Source organism: Mucilaginibacter sp. SG564 (assembly GCF_013149275.1).
Classification (GTDB): Bacteria; Bacteroidota; Bacteroidia; order Sphingobacteriales; family Sphingobacteriaceae; genus Mucilaginibacter.
Window position 1 is genome coordinate 74,270 of the sequence record NZ_JABGNA010000014.1, and the last position, 22,834, is coordinate 97,103.

Below are 22,834 nucleotides of genomic sequence, written 5' to 3' on the forward strand. Positions count from 1 at the left end.
TTTAAAAGGAAAAGAACGATATATGATATAACATATACTTAACTAATAATACAATGATCAATGAAAAGCCAGTCCAGATTAATAATTGCTAAAGCCATTTGTCTGCCACCTGTTATTCATTGTTACTTTAATATATTATTACGTTGATTAAAGGGATATTTAAATAGTGACAGTTTTTACAGGTTGTCATAATTTTTCACTATTAAAAATATTTTAATAGTAATTATAAAAAACGTTTAAGTACAACCCGCTTATTTGCCGCTACTATAACAAATATATCAATCATAAATTGAATTTATAATTTATGGGTTAATATCTCCATAAATAATAACAATTCACGTATTAAAAAATAAAATAAGATAGAGCTAAAAGTTTTATTTCAATGAAAACAAACCGTTGGTTTTAACAAATTATTAATTATTTGATATCATAATATTGACGTTATGAATAATTTTTGCCCACTATCCGTTATTATTGTTGAAAATGACCAGACAGATGCGTCTACATTAAAACAATATATTTCACGCATACCATTCCTGAAATTGTTAATGGTTTGCCGCACCGCTATTGAAGCGCTGGATCTGATCTATACGAAAAAACCAGATATTGTTATTGTAGATGTTGATCTGCCGATGATGTCAGGGCTGGAATTGATCAGCGGACTGACTTCACAAAAACCGCAGATCATCCTTACAGCAGCCCATCAGCAATACGCCTTTAATGGCTTTGAACTTGATGTAACCGACTTTTTGTTAAAGCCGTTTGATTATCAGCGTTTCATTAAGGCCATTTGTAAGATTAAACAAAGGCATTATAATTTAAACAGCGAATTCAGCAGCAAAGAATTGGTGCCCGCCAAACGCAACACCCTGCTGGATGACCTTAACACCAAGGTTGTTACCAAGAGTTTAGCCAAGGAGCAACGATTTATTTGGGTTAAGGTTGATAAGAAAATGATGAACCTGAACACCTCCGAAATTGTATACGTAGAAGGGCTTAGGGATTACGTAAAAATTCATTTAGCTAAAATTAACTATATAGTTAATTTAACCATGACCAAAACCGAGGAGCTCCTGGGCAACAGCAGCTTTATACGGGTAAACAGATCATTTATTATCAATAAGGCTTTTATTATTTGTGTTAAAGGCAACACTATCGAAACAAGCTTAAACAATTCGTTACCTATCGGCGTAAATTATAAAGACGCTGTAAAACAATTGGTATTTAACTAAAACTCCGGCCTTTACTAAGCCCCATTAAAACCTATTTTATACAAAAACTCCCCGGGTACTTATATCCGGGGAGTTTTGTTTATTGATCTTATTTCAAGAAGAATTTGCTTCGGAGCGTATGGCACTCAATCAAAAAGCCAAAGCCCTGTGCGATTCCTTCCCTCGGGAAGGGGAGGAAGGCGTTTATGTATTAGGCTAATTACCGCGCGTAGAAACCCCTCCCTGCCATTACACCGGCCCATATCAAAACCTTTGCTTTTATCATAGAAAGCAGCACAGCAGCCCTTTTCTTTGATATTATTTATACTACCTACCATTCTTCAACAGTCAGTACATCGGCCTGCCGCGGAAAAACTTTGTTGGTGAGTACACGATGCACTTCCTCGTCGCCGTCGGCACAGCAATCGGCCAGTACGGTTAAGCGGTAATCTTTATCGGCAGCCTCACGCAAGGTTGATAAAACCACCCCACTGGTAGATACCCCGGTAAGTACCAAATGCTGGGCGCCATAAGCCCTGAGGATAACTTCCAGATCGCTGCCGGTAAACGCGCTGAAACGGCGTTTGGTAACCACAATTTCATCAGCCCGGGGTTTTAACTCATCAAGTACCTGCATAAATTCGGTCATGTTAACACTTGCAAACCGTTCCTTACTGGCAGTAAAACTTTTATTATTCGGACTAATCTCTGGTGAGCCTGGTCTAAAACCAACTACCACATAAATAACCGGAATTTTTTGTTCACGTGCTTTCGCGATAGCTTTGGCTGTATTATTCAGGATAGCTGTTGCATCGGGCAGCATGGCTTTTATACCAACCTGCATATCCATAACTAAAAGAGCTGTATTTATTTTATGCTGTTCCATTTTTGTTTTTTTATGATGATCAATTAATTTTTCTCTGGTTATGCCTTATGTTTATGTACAAAGTTTACGGCTCCAAAAATGCTCATACAGGCAAAGCCAATAAAGCATATGAGGATGGACAAGCTATCATCAACAGATACTTTACCAAACCTGAAAAGCAGGTAACCCACTACCAAATTGAACAAGGCCCAAACTACATTTACCAAGGGAGTAGATAAACCTTTACCCGGCGGTTTGGCAAAAGGTGTAGGAAAAGCATCGCCGGCGATGCCCTTAATAAAATGCGGAACAAAGTTGGCCAGGAACATGCCTGCCCAAAAGCCGCCGAAATAATGATGCCATTGCATAATAAAAATATTTTAAGTGGTTAAATGATTAAATGTTCTTCTTTAGTTTTCTCGCTCACTTTTAAAAACCCGGAAAAGCCAGCCGCTATCAAAAGAGCAGCAATTCCCTGGCAAAGCATCGTTAATGGGGCGCCTAATTTTTGGGAAACAGTACCGATAAGCAAACTGCCCAGCGGCAGCATCCCGAAGTAGGCCATGGCCACAAAACTCATTACCCTGCCCCGCATATGGGCAGCTGCTTCCATCTGGATAATGGTAATACTGGTTGACATAGGTGTAATTGACCCGAGTCCTAATACCACTGCGCATGGCAGGGCCAGGGCAAAATAATTTGTTCGTGAAAATAAGATGAGTCCTGCACCCAAAACGGTAATGCTTAGCACCAATACCATTCGTAAATTGATATCTTTTTTTGCCGAGGCCAATAAGAAATTCCCTATAAGCGCTCCTAAACCAATACAACCACTGATGTAGCCATAGGTGGCCGCGTTACCTTTAAAAATAACCTTGGCAAAAACCGGCTCCATGGTATCGTAAGGTAAAATGAGCAAACTTAAACAGAGCATCAACAATATCAGTTTACTAATAACAGGTGTTTGTTTCAGATATCTTAAACCCTCCGCCAGTTCGGAACTAACCTTTTTCTTAACAGCTGGCCTTTTAAAATCCGGAAACTTCATTAGCAGCAGGGATCCAATTACTGCTATAAAACTTACCGCGTTAATAATAAAGCAAACACCCGCGCCAAACTGCTGCAAAACCATACCTGATAAAGCCGGACCAATGAGCCGGGCCATATTAACCATAGCCGAATTGAGCGAGATGGCATTGGCCAAATCGGCCTTATCATCTACCATTTCATGTACCATGGGCTGCCGGGCGGGCACATCAAAGGCGTTGATCGTACCCAATATGGCACTAAGGGTGAGTATTTCCCAAATTACATAATGGTTGGTTAAAATTAATACCGCCAGCAATATGGCTTGCAGCATAGATGCAGTTTGGGTAACCAGCAGTATTTTATATCGGGCATACCTGTCGGCGGTAACGCCGCCCAACAACGAAAATAAAAACGCGGGAAATTGCTGCGCGAAAACAGCAAAACCAATCATGGCGGCGGAGTGCGTAAGCGAGTAGATAACCCAGATAACAGCCGTCCGCTGCATCCAGGTACCGATCTGGGAAACAGACTGACCGGCAAAAAATAAAGTATAATTTCGGTTGCGGAATGCGCGAAAGGTATTCGTGGCTTGTCTATTCTTCATATCTTCTTTTAGACATTTTTTGTCATTTTGTCGAAAATCAATCAAAAAAAATTATTTGTTTAATCCATGCATAGCCATGCGGATAAACATATCCACCGCGGGCACAGCTTTTACCGTATCATCTTCCAATTCCAGTTCGCGCTTTATTCCGCGCAGGCTGCTTAGCAACACCATAATGAGCATCTCCAATTCAGGAGCCGACATTTTGTGCAGCTCACCTTTATTTATACCCTCTGTAAGTAAGGTTTCCAACAAAGCGCTTTCCTGTGCAACTATCCGCTTGTGCAAAACAATCCTGGTTTTATTGAAATGAGACAAGGCATCGGCATCCATGCCTGCTTCGAGCGTTTTAAAAAATGCTCTTTTTTCGCGAAGTACATCGATTTTGGTGATAAAGAAGGCGCGAAGTTTTTGCTCAGTACCGGATGCCTGGTTAACAGCATGAGTCATTGCCGCCAGCATTTCCTTAATCTCTATATTAACAACCGCGTCAAAGATCTCATCCTTACTTTTATAGTAATAATAAAGCGAGCTCCGGCCCTTGCCTATGGCTTTGGCTACATCATCCATTGTCACCTTAGCCAGGCCATACACCTGGAACAGGCGCTTGGCCGCCTCCAGGATCTGCTGCTGTATTAAATCTTCTTTGGTGATACTAGCTGACATGGAAAAAATGTTAATGATGCAAAAATAGTTATTTTAGACAATTTAACAAAAAATGTTTAATTGCTTTAAATAGATGACTTTTACATTACAGGTAAGCGGCAAATGGCCGGATGGCTCCCCCTGGTCTACGCATTTAATACACACGTCATTGCACGAAACAGAAGCCCCCTCTAAACGGCGGAGCCCTCATGTAATAATCTCCCCCAAAAGAGGAGACTTCAAAAAGAGCATTTTATAGCCCTCTCCTTTGGAGAGGGTTGGGTGAGGCTTCTCGCAATGACGCGTGAAGATGAGTAACAAGAAATTTATTGATTCAACCCATTCTTAACCCGGTCGCCTTCTTCAGTAGCTTTTGGTTCATTTTTCATGTTACCGTTGATAGACTGGTTGCCGAATGAATAGGTAAGCCTGAAATTAAAATAACGGGTATTGGTAAACTGCGACAACGAATTATGCAGATTTAAATAGTTAACCGTTAAAACATCCTTGCGGCCGCGATAAACGTCGTAGTAGTTTACATCAATGGTCAGTTTCTTTTTCAGGAGTTCTTTTTTCAAACCCAGATCAAGCGCGCTGATGGCATTAACCTGGTAAAAGTTAAATACCGATGGCGAGGTATAAAAGAAGCTGGTATTAAAATAAAAACCCGTGCTGATGGTAAACGTGCTCACAAAATTATTGGTAAAGTTTATTTTATTCCGGGTGAATGAGCTTCCTGACAGCTGCGATTCATAATGATCATGCAGTACCGTGCTTGAGTTTTCGAGCGTCCACCAGCTGGCTACTTTTAACGGAAAATTCAGATCGAACGAGATGTTCCTTTTATTATCCAGGTTAAGCGGCGAGTAGGTTAACACATTGGTTTCGGAATTGAGCACCGGCAATTGGGTAATAATATTTTTCTGAGTGCGATAACTTAATGACATATTAACGGAGTGGATAGAATACTCCAGCTTATAGTTATTATAGGTACTCGGGTTTAAAAATGGGTTACCGCTCACATAGGTATAAGGATCAATAATAAATACAAAGGGGTTCAGATCTCGGTAGCTGGGCCTGCTTATTTTTTTGGCGTATGAAAGGGTAAGCGTTTGGCTCGAACCCCATTTTTTATACAACTGCGCGCCAGGCAAAACATTGGTATAGTTTTTTGTAAAATCCTGCGATGCTACAGCCGCTGTACCTGTTGAACGGGTACTCTCTACACGGGTACCAACCTCTAACGTGGCAAAGCCAAAATCATAATCTAAATTAAAGTAGTAGGCGTATATTTTTTCGTCGTACTTAAAGTTGTTGGTTTGGCGGGCAGTGGTAACAACGGAGTTGTTTCGCAACGAGTCGCTTACCAAGCCATCTTTGGTAGTGCTGTTGTTAAATTTACCACCTATTTGCAGGGTTACGGCTTTTGACAGGGCCGTCGAGAAATCGGCGTTAACATTAAACAGGTCAATGGTCGACCGGGCATCATTGATAATGCCCGTAGTATTGCTTGGTGTATTTACATTTGAACTGATGGTATTTTGATTTTGGGTAAGATCATAACGCCCCAGGTTTGACTCCAGAGTAAACTTAGTTCCTTTGTTAAAAAGATGTTCATAATTAACCGTATAGGTGGAGTTGGTGGCATCGGTTTTAGTTAAACCCGTGGTATTGATGAGACTTACCAACTGGCTGTCATCAGCGGTATTACCCAAAAATGTTTTGGAAGCGCTGTTAGGCTCCTGCGTTGTTTTGAGGGTATTGCCCCGGTAAAACACACCAAAAGTATTCGCGGTATCGATATAATATTCCAGTCCGGCATTATAGTATACCAGCGTGGGTTTATTTTTAATGAACGATTTGGTGTTTAGTAAATAGTTTTGCCCGTCCTGCTCATAATAACGGTTACCGGTGATATCGGTAAACGCCGGGGTCCATATCCGGCCAGCAGAGGCGGTAATGGTAAACTTTTTTTGCTTAAAGCTAAAGTCGCCGCCAAAGTTAAACTGGTTGTATTTGTTGCGGGCGTATTCTGTATACAGCGAGGTATTATAGCCTGTTTCCTTTACTTTGTTTTTAAGCACAATATTGATGATCGCTTTTCTATCCCCCTCGTATGACGAATTGGGGTTGCTGATGATCTCAATTTTTTCGATGTTATCATAAGGGATGGATTTTAGCTCCTCGAGACTTAAAGGGGTTCTGCGGCCATTTAATAAAATGTCGGGTTCCACGTTGCCGTTTATTTTGAATGATCCATTGAGCAAAGCTACACCCGGCGCTTTTTGCAAAACATCAAACGCCGTATTTGAAGATGCGAAGATCTTACTCTGCGCGTTGATCTCGGTTTTCCCGGGCTTATTGGATACCAGTTGTCGCTCGGCTTTCACCTGTACCTCGCCAAGCTGATTTAAATTAGGGATAAGTTTTAATATACCTATATTCTGTACCGGTGTGGCGCCGGTAAGTTCAATACCCGCCTTGTCGAGCATTTTATAGCCCAGGTAGGATACATTGATACTGTAAGTGCCTTTTTTAAGCCCCTTGATAGTAAATTTACCCGCAGAATCTGTCTGGAGCGATTTGATATTATTAGGATCTTCGGTGCTGATCAGTTTTACGGTAGCCAGTTCAACGGGGGTGTTATTGGAATTATCAACCACGGCCCCGGTTAATGTTAAATTACCCTGAGCTTTCAGGGCTGGCGAAACAAATTCAAATAGTACAATAAATAATAATGTGAGCAACCTGGTTAACTGTTTGTTCATAGATGGTATTTTATGGGGCATTATGGTAAAGTATCATTTCTTCCTAATTTAGTTTAAAGAAAATCCACTGCTTAATTTTTTCGATGAACTCACCTATAGTTTCGATATATGTTATTTTATTTATGACGAGTTTAATCAGACTTCAGGCAGGATGGATAAAAAACAGCCGTTGTCAAAATAGATTAATAAATAGGCAATATTTCATGAGCCAGGCGTCGCTATTTCTTATTTATTTGTACAGGTTGATCTTTGCCGGTCAGCCTCCCTTTCTCCACGATTATTGGATATCATGATATGACCAGGCCATCTGTAATAAAACTTGCACTTCTTTTATGCTTCGCGATACCGGCTATGGTGACTGCTCAAACGCGACGTACGGCCCCCCGCATAACCTTTGGTAAAAACGCCCGCAACATCGCCTGCATAGCCAATGATTCCCTGGTACTCATTAGCGGCACTACCTATTTGTTTACCGTGGATACCCCCGAAGACCAGGGTCTCGTCTCCACCAAAGTAAGCGTAGGCGATTTGCCCGGACAATTGGCTTCGACCAATGGCAACGCTCAAAAATATACGGTCATTGATCAAAATGGCAAAACAAAAACCGATGGCGATATCAACACCGGCGATAAATTGATAGTAACATCAAAAGGAGCGTCAAAAACCTATCATATTGCCGTTAAACCGATGGCCCTTAGCGGCCGTCTGAGGTTGGATAATGCAACTATTACCACAAAAGCCAGCCGCGATTTGGTGTTGTATTTTACCGCAGGGCAACGCAGTCCGGACGCTACCTTAAAGATCTTTATTCCCGCCGGTATCACCGTCACCTTGGATAATACCACGGTAAATGTTATTGGGCGGGGCGAGGTAAAACTAAGCCGCCTGGCTACCCAATCCATCGGACGGGTTGGCACCAAGTATTCTTACTCCCGGGTTGGGGATGTCCGTATTTCCGGTTCCACCGCTTTAGGCTCGGTCATTACCTTCCATCATCTCGACCTGAGGCCTGCAAACGGCGCCGATCTCCAACTCCGCATCAGCGACGTCAATCTCAAAAAAACAGGAAAATACCTATTCAGGGCATCATACGGTACCTCCAAGCCCGAGGTATTGACAAGTCCCGGCACGGGCCCCGAAACAGCTGTGCTCACCGCTACCCGAACCATCTCCGATCTGGAACGGACACCTGATACCGCTATGAGCTACCGCGAAAAACCTGACCTATATACCACTACCCATTTTAAATGGGGAAAGGGTGGAAAAGCATCCGGTGCGCAATTGATGCAATCAACAGACCAAGGCAAAACATGGTCGGCAGCATCGGCCAAAATCGATCTTAAAAAAGCCATAGCTTCGGTTTCGGGTCTGGTTCCCAACAAGCTTTACACCTTTAAGCTCAACGTGAAGGATGGTGCGCAAAAAGGCTATTCCAACACGGTTTCGTTTTACTCGGGCAAAATGGATATCAAATCCTTTGGCGTTACCGGCAGCGGCACCGACGATACCGAGAACATCAACAAAGCTATCGCCTATCTTCACCAGTTGGGCGGCGGCACCCTGTTATTTACCCAGGGCACTTATATGGTTCGCACTGTTCACCTCCTGAGCAATGTTTTCCTGTACCTGGAAAAAGATGCCATCATCAAAGCCATCAAGGGTGGCGATGCGCCGGAATCAACCTGGTTTAGCGATCGTAAATACCGCTCGGGCCTTTCCCCTACCGACGCCGGCCCTTATGCCGATCCTGAAAACTATATGACCAAGCAGGATGTGGGTCATCATTATTTTAAAAACGCCATGTTCTTTGGCGAGCGGCTGGATAACGTGAAAATCATAGGCAATGGCCAGATCAACGGGAACGCCAACCTGGTTAATGGCGATGGCGTGATGAAAAACCCACCCGATAATCGTTGCGATAAGATGTTTTCGCTCAAACTGTGTACCCGCGTAGAGATTGGAGGCATCTATCACCCCGAAGATCTGTGGTACGACGAAACCAAAGATGAACCTTATTACATCGGCGCTAACGGTACTAAAAATTTCGACAGCGATAACATGCTCAAACTTGATCGCTCCGGGCATTTTGCTTTACTGGCTACCGGTACCGATGACATCAACATACACGATACCTACATCTGCAAAAACAACCAAACCAATGTGCGCGATGTGTATGATTTTATGGAGTGCAATAAGGTAAAAGTCACCAATATATTCTCGCGGGTAAGCTCTGATGATGTGATAAAACCGGGGTCCGACTGCTCACTGGGCTTTACCCGGCCGGCCAGCAATTACCTGGTGCGCAACATTATTGGCGATACCAATTGCAACCTCATCCAGTTAGGCTCCGAAACCGCCGATGATATTACCCAGGTTTATGTAGATAATATTTACGTGCTGGGCGCCAACAAGGCTGGCTTCTCCATATCCACCAACGATGGCGGCCACGTAAAAGATATTTACCTCAACAGTGGTCGTACCGGCCCTATCCGTGAGCGATCCAAAATGTACCGGGCCACCACACCCTTTTTTATATCCATATCCAACCGCGGTCGCGTTATCGGTGCCGAGGCTGGCAGATACACATTTATCGAAAACGGCAAAAAACACGATGAGCTGCTGATTAAGAACGTAAACATTGGCCAGGTAGAAAATATTAACCTTAAAGCACTGGATGTATATGAAGTTTATGGCGGCAGTTCATACAATGGTAAACGCTGGAAGCCTTATGACGGCACCCAGCGCAGAGCCTCGCCCATTATTGCGGGCTACAAGCTGCCCAATAATGCCGACGTTACGGGCGGATTGGATTTTAAACTGCCCAATGGCCTGCATACAGGCTATATAAAAAATGTTGCTTTTGATGATATCAACTTCCTGGTTAAAGGAGGCAACCCGATAACCGATACCACTGCCGTTCCGGCCGAGCTTGGTGTGGGGCAATACAATGCCGCCGATCTTAAGATACAACCCTCCTACGGGCTCTGGGCCAGGCATGTGAAAAATATTTCGGTTAATAACTGCACGTTTAATTACGAGAAACGCGATAGTAGGTATGTCCTGTTTTTTGACGATGTGATTGGCGCCGGCATCAGCCATATCAAAGCGGTACAGGCACAGGATAATGCCATAGTAATAGGCACAAAAAAAGCGCAAAACATACAGGTATCCAACTCCGTATATTATCATGATACCTGGGGGAACGCACCAGCAGCGTTAACAGCACCCGCTAAGGAGTGATTGTTATGCCTAAAAAGGCTGTCACCCTGTCGAAGGGTGTGCGCAGGAGGGTAAAACTACTGTCATTTCGAACGAGGAACGAGGAGAAATCTTTTACGATTGGCTATTGAAACTTAGCATCACGTAGAAGATTTCTCTTTCGCACCATGCACGTACCCCGCCCATGCTCTATCGAAATGACATCCTTTTATTTCTTTTTTAGAATCTCATATCCTCAATAAGCATACTCTTCAACAGCACTCAAAGCTTTGGGCAGCGCGGTTTCTTTGGTTTCGCCCCTGAAATGCCCCTCCACACGGAAAACGGTTATGTCTGTCAACCCAATCAAACCAAGAACAGTTCTGAGGTATGGTTCTGTAAAATCATAACTTTTCAAGGCCCCTTCAGAAAATACCCCGCCCGAAGCGATACTCAAATAAACCTTTTTATTTTTTACAAGTCCTTCCGGCATACCGCCTTCAGCATAACTAAAAGTAACACCACCTCTAACAACATGATCTATCCATGATTTTAGTGTAGATGGGATACTAAAATTATACATCGGCACACCAATTACAATAATGTCGGCATCCTGAAGCTCACGGATAGCCTCGTCCGAGTGTTTAACAGCCTCGCGGTGCTCAGGCGTCCGTGCCTCCTCGGGGGTATAAAATGCGGTAAACTGCGATTCTTCCAGGTGCGGGAACGGTTTTTGGGTCAAATCACGTGTTTGCACGGTACTACCGGGATAAACGGCGGATAGTTTTTCCAAGATAGCTCCGGATAATTTGTTGCTGTAGGATTCATCCCTTTTCACACTCGAAATGATATTCAATATCTTTTTCATTGTTTTTTATTTTTTGTTTAGTCAAAGGTATCCAGTATAACTATACAAAAGATACTAGTATACCAAAGGATAGTAGTATCCTTTGGTATACTGGAAAACAGGATGGAAGCCAAATCACATCCTTTTCAATAGGGAAAAAATCGAAAACCTCAGGATCCTCTTCGAGAGACCCTGAGGGAACAAAAAATAATATCGAATAATGAATTTTGAATTTTGAACACCGATCTGGTATTTCAGCATTCAGTATTTAAAAAACATAGGGTGTCATCCTGAGCTCCGTCGAAGGACGCGCGCAGAGGCCTACCCACCATGCTTCGACGGGCTCAGCATGACACCACCCTACCAAAGCCAGAGCCTGTGCGATTCCTTCCCTCGGGAAGGGGAGGAAGGGGTTCATAGCTAAATAGACTATAGCACACAGATAACCCCTCCCTGCTACAGCACTATCCAACCGCACCCCTCCCGTGGGGGGGACTGAAAAATATCAGATCACTTCTTTTGCTCCGTCAGCAGATAAGCTTCGGGTGAAAGCGGGCAGAACGATGGTGGCTTGTGCGGCTGTAAGGGCATAGCGAACCTTATCTGAAGCGTGAGGCAATGAGCGAACGCAGTGGAGGTAAGGTTTAGCAGCCCGTGGTTCTGCCCGGTTTGCAGGGCAGAGGCTATGAGCGTAAAGAAGCATTTCTGCTGAAGCCTTTTTGGTTACTTTTGTGGCGACAAAAGTAACTGGCCCTCCCGCGGCCAAGAGCGGGTTTGCGCCAAGTCAAGTGGCCCTGTATAAAGAGGATTATTAATCTTTTGATTGCATCTTATGGGTATTAATGAGCTCCCTCCGGTCGGTTGTCTTCGTACCTCTCAATGACGTGTCGAATAGACAACATATACCTTCAGGATATCTCCCACCAATTTTTTTCATAACCCCATTAATCCTTTCCTCAAAAATCCAGTCTGATAAAAAAGCGCTTTACCGATAAAATGGCAAAGCGGCTTTTTTATTTGTTTATATATGATCGTTATAGTTAAAAAACGTTAAATAAATGACTGTACGTCAACTTTCTGTAGGTACATACGATTTGTTTTTACTTATTTTTGCTACATCAAATTTAAAGTCATGCAAAGGAAATTAATTATCATTGCGAGCTTACTGATAGGTAGTTTTTACAGCGGCGTTGTACACGCCCAGCAAACAACCGCTTTAGAACCTGATCAAAATCCAAGATATTTGGAAAGTCAGTATAAATATATGCGTGGGGCCGACAGCCTGAACAGCCTGCACGGTACTACTATTCAAAACACGTACAAAGCTTACGACTGGTACGAGGCAAAACTGGAACGCCGTCGTCAAAACCGCGAATGGCGCCACGAGGAACGGATGAATGGTTATTATGATTACAGCCCGTCATGGAGCCTGTATGGCGGCTACTCTTATCCCTACAGTAACTGGGGTTGGAACAGTGGCTGGGGAGGCGGCTGGGGCGGTCGTTACGGAAACCGCGGAGGCTGGGGCACTAATATTGGTGTTGGCGTAGGCTGGCGCTGGTAACAATTTACACAAAATACTATCTTACTATATAAAACCCCGAACAATACACATGAAATTCAACAAAATTATAGCAGTTGCTGCCATTGCAGTTTCAGGAATGCTTATAGCTTCATCATGCTCCAGACAAGTAACACGTGTTAGTACAGACGAAACTATCGACATCAGCGGTAACTGGAACAACAGCGACTCCAGATTAGTTGCAGCCGACCTTACAGATAAAATATTGAACGCTCCCTGGATCAATACACACCAGGAAGAACATCAGGGTAAACGCCCTGTTGTTATTGTTGGCTTTATCCAAAACAAAAGCCATGAACATATTGACGCCGAAACCTTTGTAAAAGATGTGGAAAGCGCGTTTATACAAACCCAAAAAGTACGTTTGGTACAAGGCGGTAAAAAACGTGAAGAACTGCGTGCCGAAAAAGAAGATCAGCAAACCAATGCCACCGTTTCGAGCATGAAAAAATTCGGTTTGGAAAACGGCGCCGATTATATATTACAAGGCTCTATCAACTCTATTGTTGACGCGCACAAACGTCAAAAAGTAGTTTACTACCAGGTTAACCTGGAACTAACCAACATCCAAAGCAATGAAGTAGTTTGGATAGGCGAAAAGAAAATAGCCAAATACGTAAAAAACTAAGCCTGTTATAGGGAGAGTCAAGAGCCAAGAATCAATAGTCAAGACAACGCAAAAGCGGTTTATTGTTCCTGATTTTTGGTTCTTGATCCTTATAAATAATCCGATATAGAAAGAATCGGGATATAAGAATTAAAAGTCAAGACAATACAAAATTGACCTGTAACTCTTGATTCTTGACTCTTGGTTCTTGATTCTAAATAAAAAATGGTAAACCTCCGCAAGTATATTCTCCAGGCATCGTCTGTTATAGGATTGATGCTTTTTTTGTCAGGCTGCGCATCTTATAATGACCGTATTCTTCCGTATTATAAAAATGTTTCGGCCGGGAATTACAAAGCGGCCGAGGTTGAGCTTGATAAGAACAGCCTGATCCAAAAACCTCGTAACAAACTCCTTTTCCTGATGGAAAAAGGGAGAATCAGCCAGCTGAACGGCGAATACGAAAGCAGTAACCGTTACTTTAATGAGGCCGATTCGATGCTGGAACATGGGCTCACAAGCGCTGCCGATGAGGCTGTTGGTGCATTGGTGAACCCCATGGAGCAACGGTATAAGGGCGAGGATTTTGAAAAATTCATGATCCACTATTACAAGGCGCTCAATTACATGTACCTGCACAATATTGATGAAGCTGTGGTAGAGGCCCGCCGGATCAGTCTGCAGGCACAGCAACAGGGCGACAAATTCAATAATAAAGATAACCGTTACTCAAACGACGCGTTTTCGCTGATGCTGCAGGGCATGTTATATGAAAGCAACAACGATGTGAACAACGCTTTTATCTCCTATCGTAACGCGGCCGAGATCTACCTCAAAAGCTCCGACAAAACTTATTACGGTACCCCAATGCCATTAGGCTTGCAGCAGGACGTGATCCGCACCGCCAAACTGAATGGCTTCACCACCGAGGCCGACGAATTTGAACAAGCATTCGGTTTCAAATACACCCTACCCAAACCCAGTGATGGCGGCGAACTGATCCTTTTTTGGGAAAATGGTCTGGCCCCGGTTAAAACCCAGGTCGACTTGTTTTTCAGCCTGATCAGGAATGATAACGGTGATCTTTTCTTTACCGACGCAGCTGGGGGCATAGTGGTTCCTTTTAATTATAGCGGCGACAGATATAAAGTAAATACCAAATCGGTAGAAAGCTTGCGGGTAGCCTGGCCAAAATACGTTGCGCAAACCCCTTATTATTCGGGCGCGGTGATCACCAATAATCAGCAGCAAATACCACTTGAAAAAGCCGAAGACATCAATCAGCTGGCCTTTAAAACCTTGCAGGAACGTACCTTAAAGGAGATCGGTAAAACCCTCTCCAGGCTGGCTGTAAAAAAGATTGCCGAATATTCTGTGCGGGCAGCTGCTAAAGATAACAATGGCAATAACAATTCCTTATTGCAGGGCATAGGCTATGGCATACAGCTGTACAGCCTGCTATCAGAAAAGGCTGATACGCGTAACTGGCAAACCCTGCCCTCGTACATTTCGTACGCGCGTATCCCGCTGCAAAAAGGCGAAAACCAGATCAGCCTAACCCTAAAAAACAGCCACGGCGCCGATGAAGTAAAAACCATCAAAGTAAATGGTACCGGCAGGTTGCAGTTTTATAATTATTCATCATTGCGGTAAACAACTCACTGGATCTACACTTCGTTTCTCCATCCGTTATTGCATATCCCAAACATTTTTTGTATCTTTAAGTACATCCAAGGCCCAGCCCTGCTTACTTGAATATTGTAAGCAGGGCTGTTTGGTTAAAGAGAAAAAAGCACTCAAAAACCGACCGTTCGGCATATAGTTAACTAACTATCAATCACATTAATCTTTTTAAATCCTAAAAATCGTGTCGAAAATTTGTTAAAAAGTGTTAAAATGGATGATTTTGAATAAGTTTTGAGCTGTTTTCGATCTATTTCGCCCCGTTTTTGATGAGAAAAGTGTTAAAATAGAGGTTTAAAAAGTTTTTGATCAGCGGGGAGCTGTTTGAATTTTATAATTATCTTTAATTGGGTAGTCCCAACTTCAGGAACCTGTCACCATCAACTTATCATACCATGGCCGAAAACAAAACCAAAGAAACCACAGCCAGTGTAGCCGAATTTTTGAATTCGGTACCCGATGAAACCAAACGCACAGATAGTTTCAAACTGGTGCAGATTATGGAAGAACAAACCGGTCTGAAAGCCAAACTGTGGGGCCCCGCCATTGTGGGCTTTGGTACCTGTCATTATAAATATGAAAGCGGTCGTGAAGGTGATATGCCATTGGTTGCTTTTTCCCCCCGCAAAGCTGAAATTTCCCTTTACCTGATGCTGGACCCTGCAGAAAAAGAAAAACTGCTTGCAAAGTTCGGCAAACACAAAACCGGAAAAGGCTGCACCTATATCAAAAAACTGCAGGATATCAATGAAAAAGTGCTCCGGGAAATGATCAGTTCTTCCATGAGCTACGTAAAAACAAAGTATGGCGCCCAGTAATAGCTGTCAAATAATTAAGTGTTGATATTTGGAATCTCATTAATTTTATCTTCTTTTGAACAAGGGTTCAATGAGTTATCCTGATTAAAACAGAGGCCCTTAAGCAGGTATGCAGCGTGTACCGGCAACAAACCAATTTGAGCATTAATTTAAAGGATAAGTATTGTTGGCAAAGCCTTTCAGTGTACTTCAAAGTGCCTTGACACTCTTTGTGTATACTGGTTTGAGCATTTAAAGCTTAACAATAACTTAACTTGTAAAATTAAGCATAGTAATACCTTAGTTATATAATTGCCCCTATTGATTATTTATAATGGATGATATAGAATTACTGTCGCAAGTAAAAGCAGATGACAGGGAAGCCTTCAACTCCTTATTTCTAAAATATCATCCCTTACTATCAGATTTTTGCCGTTTTTTGGGTATAAACAGCGATGACGGTGAAGATGTTATTGCTGACGTTTTTCTGGATCTGTGGGTAAAACGGGAGCGTGTGCTTATCCATTCATCCCTAAAATCATACCTCTATGGTGCAGTAAAAAACAGAGTTTACACGCTCAAAGGCAAAAATCAAAAGATGCAATTGCTGCCCGAAGAGTTTGCATCGGATAAAGCCATCAGCGACCATCTCAGGCCCGATGAAATGCTTTTCCGGAAAGATCGCCGGCTCATTATCGAGCGCTTTGTTGATGAATTACCAGAGCAAGGCCGGCTAATTTTTATGATGAACTGGCAACACCAGCTTGACTACCAGGAAATTGCCGAAATTTTAAATATTTCCCCAAACACAGTAAAGACACATATTTACCGATCTGTAAATTATTTCAGGAAACGTTTGCTTTTTGTTAAATAATCAGCCCCAATGTTAACATTATATTAAATCGTAAAATCATGTAATCGAATTATGCTGATTTGAATACTTACTTCAAAATGGCATACATGGATGAACATCACTACCTGCTGATTATAGGTTACCTGGAAGGAAAAATAACCGAAGAGGAGACCCAGTATTTATTACAGAAAGTTCAAACGGACAAGGAATTCTCCGATGCTTTTGAGGATATCGCCGAGATCTGGTCGGCCAGAAAGGCTATACCCAATAATAGCAGCAAGGCCAATGATGCATTAGCCCGTTTAAATAAAAAGATAGATAGCCTGGAGGCATCAGGATCCGCTTCCAAAAATGGATTGGTAGAAACCAGGCACCCAATTACCATCATCCGGAAATTAAGACCTATACTGACCGTAGCTGCATCCATACTGGTTCTTGCAGGCGCCTTTTGGTTGTATAAGGCCAAACTTAGCAATAAACCTGCGGGTACGCTGACCATGACCGAAAAGCATACCGCTCCTGGCGAAAAGAAGAAGATCGATCTGCCAGATGGTACTGTTGTTACCCTTAACGCGTCAAGCAGCCTGCATATCGCTAATACTTTCGGCGATGATAAACGAGAGGTGTACCTGGATGGCGAGGCATTTTTTGATGTAAAGCGCGATCCGCAAAAACCATTTATTGTTCATACGGGCAAAATAGCCACACAGGTACTGGGCACCCACTTCAACGTTTCGGCGTATCAAAACGACAGCAATATTACCGTATCGCTGGTGCAAGGTAAGGTTCAGGTGGATATGAATAATGATCCATCTAAACGCATCATCCTTGACCCGGGCAAACAAATGACCTATTCCAAAGCAAATCATCAGGCCCATGTTACCGATTTTATAGCCGAAGACATCACCGGCTGGAAAGAAAACAAACTGGTATTTAACTATGACAGCTGGCCCGACGCCGCCAAAAAATTAAGCAGATGGTATGGCATACCTGTGCAACTGAGAGACAGTACCCTGCTGCGTTGCAAGCTGAAAGGTACTTTTGATAACATCCCGCTGGCCAAAGTAATGGAGCAAATTAAAATGGTAGCAGATGTATCATGGCAAATGCAGGGCAATAAAATGATCATATCCGGTAAATGTAACTAAACACAAGAAAGGTAAAGTTTAATGAAATAAGGAAAGCATAAAACAACAACAGGCAGTATGATCAGATCATACCACCTGCCCCGTAATCAGGTTCTCGCCAAAGGACCCAATTCATTTTAGTAAAACAATCTCAAAAATATGAAAAAATATATATTCTCGCTTTTAAGTGCTATTTATTTGATGTGCACGGTAATGCAAGCTGGCGCAGCCACTGTAAACCGCACATCAGACTCCATAAATTGCACTATCCAGGTTTCCGAAAAATCTATCAAGGAGGTGTTTTCTCTGATAGAAAAACAAACCGGTTTACGCTTTATACATAATGCCACTGAGGCACAGCTCAGCAAAAAGATCAGTCTGTCTGAAAATAACCAGCCTATTGATGATGTATTAAAAAAGATAGCCAAACAATCGGGCTTATCATTTAAAAGGGTTGATCAAACCATATACGTACAAACCACCGCCAGGCTGATGCGCGTATCTGGCAAGGTTATCGATGCCCAAACCGGCGAAACCTTGCCCGGCGTATCGGTAAAGCTCAAAGGCAGCACAGATGGTACCGTAACTGATATTTCAGGCAGTTACCATATCGAGGCTGCCGAAAATAATACACTGGTATTTTCATTTATCGGTTATGTATCTCAGGAACTTCCGGTATCTGGCAGTACCGTAAACGTATCATTGAAACCAGATCAGGCTGCGTTAAAAGAAGTGGTAGTAGTGGGTTACGGTAAACAATCGCGTAAATTATTAACCAGTTCCATCGTTTCTGTTCAAAATAAAGACTTTAACAAAGGCGCGTTCAGCAACCCTGCACAATTACTGCAAGGTAAAGTAGCCGGCCTGAACATTACCCGTTCCGGCGACCCTAACGAAACACCTTCTATTAGCTTACGTGGCCCTTCAACCCTACGCTCAGGCCAGGCACAGGAACCATTTTATGTAATTGATGGTGTGCCAGGAGCCGATTTCCGCCTGGTTGCTCCTGATGACATTGAAACGCTGGACGTATTGAAGGATGCCTCTGCAACTGCTATATATGGTACCCGTGCTGCCAATGGTGTAATTATCATCACTACTAAAAAGGGCAAAAGTGGTCAGGCCGTAATAGCTTACAATGCCTACGCCGGTTTTGAGAAAATCGCCAATAGCATCAAAATGATGAATGCTACTCAGTTGAACGATTATCTAACCAAAAACAACCTTTCGCTCGACCCATCCGATCAAAAAGGTGCTAATACCGATTGGCAAAAGGAAGTGAGCCGCACCGGTTACTCTCAAAATCATAACGTAGCGCTTAGCGGTGGCTTTAACCAAACTGCCTATAGCGCCTCTGTTAATTATTTTGACGATAAAGGTATATTGAAAGGTAGCGCCTTAAACCGTTTAACTACCAAAATTGCCGTGGAGCAAAAGGCTTTTAATGATCGTTTAAAATTGGGTTTATCGGTAAATAATGCTACCAGTAATTCGGACATTATCCCTAACCAAAATATTGTGCTATACAATATGCTGCGTTACCTGCCAACTGTTCCGGTGATGCAAAACGGCGCTTATACCGAAAATTTGCAAAGGGTACAGTACTATAACCCGGCAGCTTTACTGGCCGATGCTTACCAAAAAACCAAAAGCAAACTGAATTTGATCAACGCTACTGCCGAGCTGAAATTACCTTTTAATTTTACCTACAACATCAGCCTGTCGTCGCAAAGCGAACAGGTAAATGGTGGTGCTTTTTATAACAGTAAATACACGCTTGACCAGGGTGTAAACGGCGAGGCTTACCGCTCCTCATTTGAAAACACCCGTAAAGTAGCTGAAACTTTTTTCACCTATGCTAAAGCTACCGGCAAACATGACATCAATGTATTGGCTGGTTACAGCTTACAACAAGATGTTAACGGCGACGGTTTCCAGGCCAATAACCGAAATTTCCCGACAGATGATATTGGTTACCTGAACATTGGTTTGGGTTCGCCACAAGCTGGGTTTGTGACCGACTGGGGACCCAACCTGTATCAAAAACTGCGTTTAATATCTTTTTACAGCAGGGCCAAGTATAGCTATGATAATAAATACCTGTTACAGTTATCATTAAGACGTGACGGTTCATCAGCTTTTGGCGCCAACAACAAATGGGGCACTTTCCCATCGGCTTCATTGGGTTGGAGGATCACCGAAGAATCATTTATGCAGAATCAGCATCTGTTCAACGATCTGAAACTGCGCGCCAGCTACGGTATCACCGGTAACTCCCTGGGTTTTGATCCGCTGATATCTCAGATCAAATACGGCACATCGGGTGCATTTTATTACAATGGCACCTTCACCAATTCCATAGGTCCATCACAAAATGCCAATCCTGATTTGAAATGGGAAAAAACCACCATGTACAATCTGGGTCTGGACTTTTCTTTATTCAAAGGCAGGTTAAGCGGTACCATTGAAGCTTATAATAAAAAAACCAACGATCTGATCTATTTCTACCCGGTATCAACCACTCAATACTTTGTAGGTACTTTAACCGCCAACGTGGGTTCGATCTCCAATAAAGGTTATGAGGTTACTATTGACGCGATACCTGTTCAATCGAGCAAATTCCGCTGGAATACATCTATCAACATAGCGCATAACAACAATAAACTGGTATCCTTATCAAACAGCAGCTTTAAGCTGGATTCAATCCCACAGGCAGAACCAGGTGGCCAGGGCGAAACAGGTTACAAAGTACAGATCTTGAAAACAGGCTACCCGGTTGGCCAGTTCCTGTTATATAAATATGCCGGTAAAAATGCCGCCGGTGTATCACAGTTTTACAGCCGTAGTGGCGGTGTTACCACTACCCCAACTTCAAAAGACTATTACTATGCTGGTAATGCGCAGCCTAAATTACTGTTTGGGTTTAACAACAGCTTTACCTATGGCAATTTTGATCTGAATGTATTTATCCGCGGCTCATTGGGTGGCAAGGTATTGAACGCTACCCTGGCCGACCTGAACCGTACCAGCGATGTGCGGAGCTATAACCTGCCGGTGTCATCAGCCAATGAATCACCAAAGGATGTTAACGCCTATTTGTATTCCGATCGCTATATCGAAAGCAGCTCTTACTTAAGACTTGATAATGCTACCCTGGGTTATACCTTCCCTAAGTTCACCCCGGGAATTCGTAACCTGCGTTTGTATGTATCTGGCAATAATCTGGCCGTTATAACCGGTTATAAAGGTATTGATCCTGAAGTTTCGTTGGGCGGCCTTACGCCAGGTATTGATAATAAGAACTACTACCCGCGTACCAGGGCTTTCCTGTTCGGTTTAAGTGCTTCATTTTAAATCATCTCATTAACAGATCAACATGAAAACTTCCATTCATAAATACTGCGCCATATTTTTAACCGCGCTTACCATATCATCATGCACCAAGGTTGATGTACCGGTTGAAACCGAGTTAACCCCTAATAATTTTCCTGTAACGCAGCAACAGTTTATCCTGGCATCAGGAGCTGCCTATGCGCAATTAAGAGGCTCTTTTGCACAGGCTTACTGGCAAATGCAATCGTTAAGTACAGATGAGGCCATTATGCCTGCAAGAGCCGGTGGCTGGCGCGATGGAGGCCGTTATCAGCAATTGCACTATCATAGCTGGAATGCCGATCTTCCGGAGGTTCAGGACGCCTGGACATGGGGCTTTGGCACCATTAGTACCTGTAACCGGGTTATTGCAAGCTTTGCCACTGCCCCTGATAGCCCAGCCAAAACTACTACCATTGCTGAGTTGAGAGCCACCCGCGCCCTGGTGTTCTTCTTTATGATGGACCTATATGGCAATATCCCTGTAGTAACCACTTTTGGTTCGGCCGATAAACCATCTACCACCGCCCGTAAAGATGTTTTTGCATTTATAGAAAAAGAATTGAACGCGGTGATCCCTCAATTGAGCCAGGTTGTTGATCAAACTACTTATGGCAGGCCAACTCAATATACAGCCTATGCCATACTGGCCAAAATGTATCTGAATGCCCAGGTTTACACCGGTACCAGCCGCTATGACGATGCCGTTAAGATGTGCGATAACATCATTGCATCGGGCAAATACAGCCTGGAGGATGATTATATCAAAATGTTCTATCCTGATAACGGTCCTAAAGACAAGGAATTTATCTTTGCTATTCCTTATGACCACGCACAAGCCCAGGGTGAGCAATTTACCTGGTACAACCTGCACCCGGCCTTACAAGCCAAATATGGTTTGCTATATCGTCTGAGTAATCCATGCAGCACTATTCCTTCTTATTACGCTCAATTTAATGATCCTAACGATATCCGTACCAGCATCTGGCTTATTGGCAAACAGTATGATTTTGCCGGCAACCCTATCATCATCAAAACCACTAAAAAAGGGTTGGATGCCTCCTACAGCGGCCCGGATCCAACTGCACCGGTTGATTTCCAGCTAACTTTTACACCTGACCTTACTCTGGTTGATGTACCTACCTTTGAGGTTGGTGGTGATGAGTTGGGCAAAGCCAAGGGTATCCGTAATAACAAATACTATCCGGATGTGACCGCTACAGACCGCAACCAAAGTAATGACGTACCGGTATTTCGCTACGCGGATATATTGCTAATGAAAGCTGAAGCCATTTTACGCGGAGCAACAGCAACTAATGGCGATAGTCCATTATCATTGATTAACCAGTTAAGGGCAAAACGTAAAGCCGCTACCTGGACAAGCGTTGATCTGCCAAACCTGTTACAGGAACGTGCACGCGAACTGGACTGGGAAACCTGGAGAAGGAATGACCTGATCCGTTTTGGTAAATACGAAGAGTCATGGGGTTACAAAACAGACAATAACGTAAACAAACGTCTGTTCCCGATTCCTTCTGCCGAAATTATCCTGAACTCGAAACTGCAGCAAAACCCTGGCTATTAATTAATACCCCCCAAACCTTATCACAGCCCTTAGCTTTTAGCTAAGGGTTTTTTATTGACCA

At 43.1% G+C, this 22,834-nt stretch carries 17 protein-coding genes; 10 read left to right on the forward strand and 7 right to left on the reverse strand.

The window, feature by feature from the left end:
* Positions 1-443 precede the first annotated feature (443 nt).
* Positions 444-1,232, forward strand: a complete 789-nt coding sequence (locus tag FHW89_RS24970) for a LytTR family DNA-binding domain-containing protein (RefSeq protein ID WP_172337779.1) — start codon at positions 444-446, stop codon at positions 1,230-1,232.
* 310 nt (positions 1,233-1,542) lie between these two features.
* On the opposite strand, the gene FHW89_RS24975 is transcribed toward FHW89_RS24970, so the two are convergent.
* The 5 genes from FHW89_RS24975 to FHW89_RS24995 form a co-directional block, all read right to left on the reverse strand.
* Positions 1,543-2,097, reverse strand: a complete 555-nt coding sequence (locus tag FHW89_RS24975) for a cysteine hydrolase family protein (RefSeq protein ID WP_172337780.1) — start codon at positions 2,095-2,097, stop codon at positions 1,543-1,545.
* Positions 2,098-2,135: 38 nt separating this feature from the next.
* On the reverse strand, positions 2,136-2,444 hold the full coding sequence (locus FHW89_RS24980; protein WP_172337781.1) for a hypothetical protein: 309 nt from the start codon (positions 2,442-2,444) through the stop codon (positions 2,136-2,138).
* 20 nt (positions 2,445-2,464) lie between these two features.
* A complete protein-coding gene (locus FHW89_RS24985) occupies positions 2,465-3,709 on the reverse strand; it encodes an MFS transporter (protein ID WP_172337782.1) in 1,245 nt (414 codons plus the stop codon).
* Between the two features lie 51 nt (positions 3,710-3,760).
* Positions 3,761-4,375 carry a TetR/AcrR family transcriptional regulator gene (locus tag FHW89_RS24990; RefSeq protein WP_172337783.1) on the reverse strand — a complete coding sequence of 205 codons (615 nt, stop codon included), beginning with the start codon at positions 4,373-4,375 and terminating at the stop codon, positions 3,761-3,763.
* 305 nt (positions 4,376-4,680) lie between these two features.
* Positions 4,681-7,122, reverse strand: coding sequence for a TonB-dependent receptor family protein (locus FHW89_RS24995; RefSeq protein WP_172337784.1), 2,442 nt, complete (start codon positions 7,120-7,122; stop codon positions 4,681-4,683).
* Positions 7,123-7,416: 294 nt separating this feature from the next.
* On the opposite strand from FHW89_RS24995, the gene FHW89_RS25000 reads away from it, so the two are divergent.
* Entirely contained in the window at positions 7,417-10,362 is a 2,946-nt protein-coding gene (locus tag FHW89_RS25000; protein ID WP_172337785.1) for an endopygalactorunase, read from the forward strand.
* Between the two features lie 214 nt (positions 10,363-10,576).
* Here the strand turns inward: FHW89_RS25000 and FHW89_RS25005 are convergent, their stop codons facing one another.
* A complete protein-coding gene (locus FHW89_RS25005) occupies positions 10,577-11,188 on the reverse strand; it encodes an FMN-dependent NADH-azoreductase (protein WP_172337786.1) in 612 nt (203 codons plus the stop codon).
* A 484-nt stretch (positions 11,189-11,672) separates the two neighbouring features.
* Positions 11,673-11,870, reverse strand: a complete 198-nt coding sequence (locus FHW89_RS25010) for a hypothetical protein (protein WP_172337787.1) — start codon at positions 11,868-11,870, stop codon at positions 11,673-11,675.
* A gap of 429 nt (positions 11,871-12,299) precedes the next feature.
* Here FHW89_RS25010 and FHW89_RS25015 point away from each other — a divergent pair, with 429 nt between their 5' ends.
* The 8 genes from FHW89_RS25015 (at position 12,300) to FHW89_RS25050 (ending at position 22,773) form a co-directional block, all read left to right on the forward strand.
* Entirely contained in the window at positions 12,300-12,731 is a 432-nt protein-coding gene (locus FHW89_RS25015) for a hypothetical protein (RefSeq protein WP_216650689.1), read from the forward strand.
* 49 nt (positions 12,732-12,780) lie between these two features.
* Complete coding sequence (locus tag FHW89_RS25020) at positions 12,781-13,377, forward strand: penicillin-binding protein activator LpoB (RefSeq protein WP_172337788.1); 597 nt, start codon at positions 12,781-12,783, stop codon at positions 13,375-13,377.
* A gap of 204 nt (positions 13,378-13,581) precedes the next feature.
* Entirely contained in the window at positions 13,582-15,009 is a 1,428-nt protein-coding gene (locus tag FHW89_RS25025) for a COG3014 family protein (protein ID WP_172337789.1), read from the forward strand.
* Positions 15,010-15,434: 425 nt separating this feature from the next.
* Positions 15,435-15,857, forward strand: a complete 423-nt coding sequence (locus FHW89_RS25030) for a DUF1801 domain-containing protein (protein ID WP_172337790.1) — start codon at positions 15,435-15,437, stop codon at positions 15,855-15,857.
* Positions 15,858-16,170: 313 nt separating this feature from the next.
* Positions 16,171-16,710 carry an RNA polymerase sigma factor gene (locus FHW89_RS25035; RefSeq protein ID WP_172337791.1) on the forward strand — a complete coding sequence of 180 codons (540 nt, stop codon included), beginning with the start codon at positions 16,171-16,173 and terminating at the stop codon, positions 16,708-16,710.
* Between the two features lie 86 nt (positions 16,711-16,796).
* Positions 16,797-17,837: a FecR family protein gene (locus FHW89_RS25040; protein WP_172337792.1), complete on the forward strand. Its 1,041-nt coding sequence runs from the start codon at positions 16,797-16,799 to the stop codon at positions 17,835-17,837.
* A 138-nt stretch (positions 17,838-17,975) separates the two neighbouring features.
* The gene (locus FHW89_RS25045; RefSeq protein WP_172337793.1) at positions 17,976-21,170 is read left to right on the forward strand and encodes a TonB-dependent receptor; all 3,195 of its coding nucleotides are present in this window, start codon (positions 17,976-17,978) and stop codon (positions 21,168-21,170) included.
* A gap of 22 nt (positions 21,171-21,192) precedes the next feature.
* A complete protein-coding gene (locus FHW89_RS25050; RefSeq protein ID WP_172337794.1) occupies positions 21,193-22,773 on the forward strand; it encodes a RagB/SusD family nutrient uptake outer membrane protein in 1,581 nt (526 codons plus the stop codon).
* Positions 22,774-22,834: the final 61 nt, after the last annotated feature.

Excerpts from the sequence above, each read along its gene's own strand:
- FHW89_RS24970 (WP_172337779.1), top strand. The coding sequence starts at position 444 with ATGAATAATTTTTGCCCACTATCCGTTATTATTGTTGAAAATGACCAG.
- FHW89_RS24975 (WP_172337780.1), bottom strand. The coding sequence starts at position 2,097 with ATGGAACAGCATAAAATAAATACAGCTCTTTTAGTTATGGATATGCAG.
- FHW89_RS24980 (WP_172337781.1), bottom strand. The coding sequence starts at position 2,444 with ATGCAATGGCATCATTATTTCGGCGGCTTTTGGGCAGGCATGTTCCTG.
- FHW89_RS24985 (WP_172337782.1), bottom strand. The coding sequence starts at position 3,709 with ATGAAGAATAGACAAGCCACGAATACCTTTCGCGCATTCCGCAACCGA.
- FHW89_RS24990 (WP_172337783.1), bottom strand. The coding sequence starts at position 4,375 with ATGTCAGCTAGTATCACCAAAGAAGATTTAATACAGCAGCAGATCCTG.
- FHW89_RS24995 (WP_172337784.1), bottom strand. The coding sequence starts at position 7,122 with ATGAACAAACAGTTAACCAGGTTGCTCACATTATTATTTATTGTACTA.
- FHW89_RS25000 (WP_172337785.1), top strand. The coding sequence starts at position 7,417 with ATGACCAGGCCATCTGTAATAAAACTTGCACTTCTTTTATGCTTCGCG.
- FHW89_RS25005 (WP_172337786.1), bottom strand. The coding sequence starts at position 11,188 with ATGAAAAAGATATTGAATATCATTTCGAGTGTGAAAAGGGATGAATCC.
- FHW89_RS25010 (WP_172337787.1), bottom strand. The coding sequence starts at position 11,870 with ATGCTTCTTTACGCTCATAGCCTCTGCCCTGCAAACCGGGCAGAACCA.
- FHW89_RS25015 (WP_216650689.1), top strand. The coding sequence starts at position 12,300 with ATGCAAAGGAAATTAATTATCATTGCGAGCTTACTGATAGGTAGTTTT.
- FHW89_RS25020 (WP_172337788.1), top strand. The coding sequence starts at position 12,781 with ATGAAATTCAACAAAATTATAGCAGTTGCTGCCATTGCAGTTTCAGGA.
- FHW89_RS25025 (WP_172337789.1), top strand. The coding sequence starts at position 13,582 with ATGGTAAACCTCCGCAAGTATATTCTCCAGGCATCGTCTGTTATAGGA.
- FHW89_RS25030 (WP_172337790.1), top strand. The coding sequence starts at position 15,435 with ATGGCCGAAAACAAAACCAAAGAAACCACAGCCAGTGTAGCCGAATTT.
- FHW89_RS25035 (WP_172337791.1), top strand. The coding sequence starts at position 16,171 with ATGGATGATATAGAATTACTGTCGCAAGTAAAAGCAGATGACAGGGAA.
- FHW89_RS25040 (WP_172337792.1), top strand. The coding sequence starts at position 16,797 with ATGGATGAACATCACTACCTGCTGATTATAGGTTACCTGGAAGGAAAA.
- FHW89_RS25045 (WP_172337793.1), top strand. The coding sequence starts at position 17,976 with ATGAAAAAATATATATTCTCGCTTTTAAGTGCTATTTATTTGATGTGC.
- FHW89_RS25050 (WP_172337794.1), top strand. The coding sequence starts at position 21,193 with ATGAAAACTTCCATTCATAAATACTGCGCCATATTTTTAACCGCGCTT.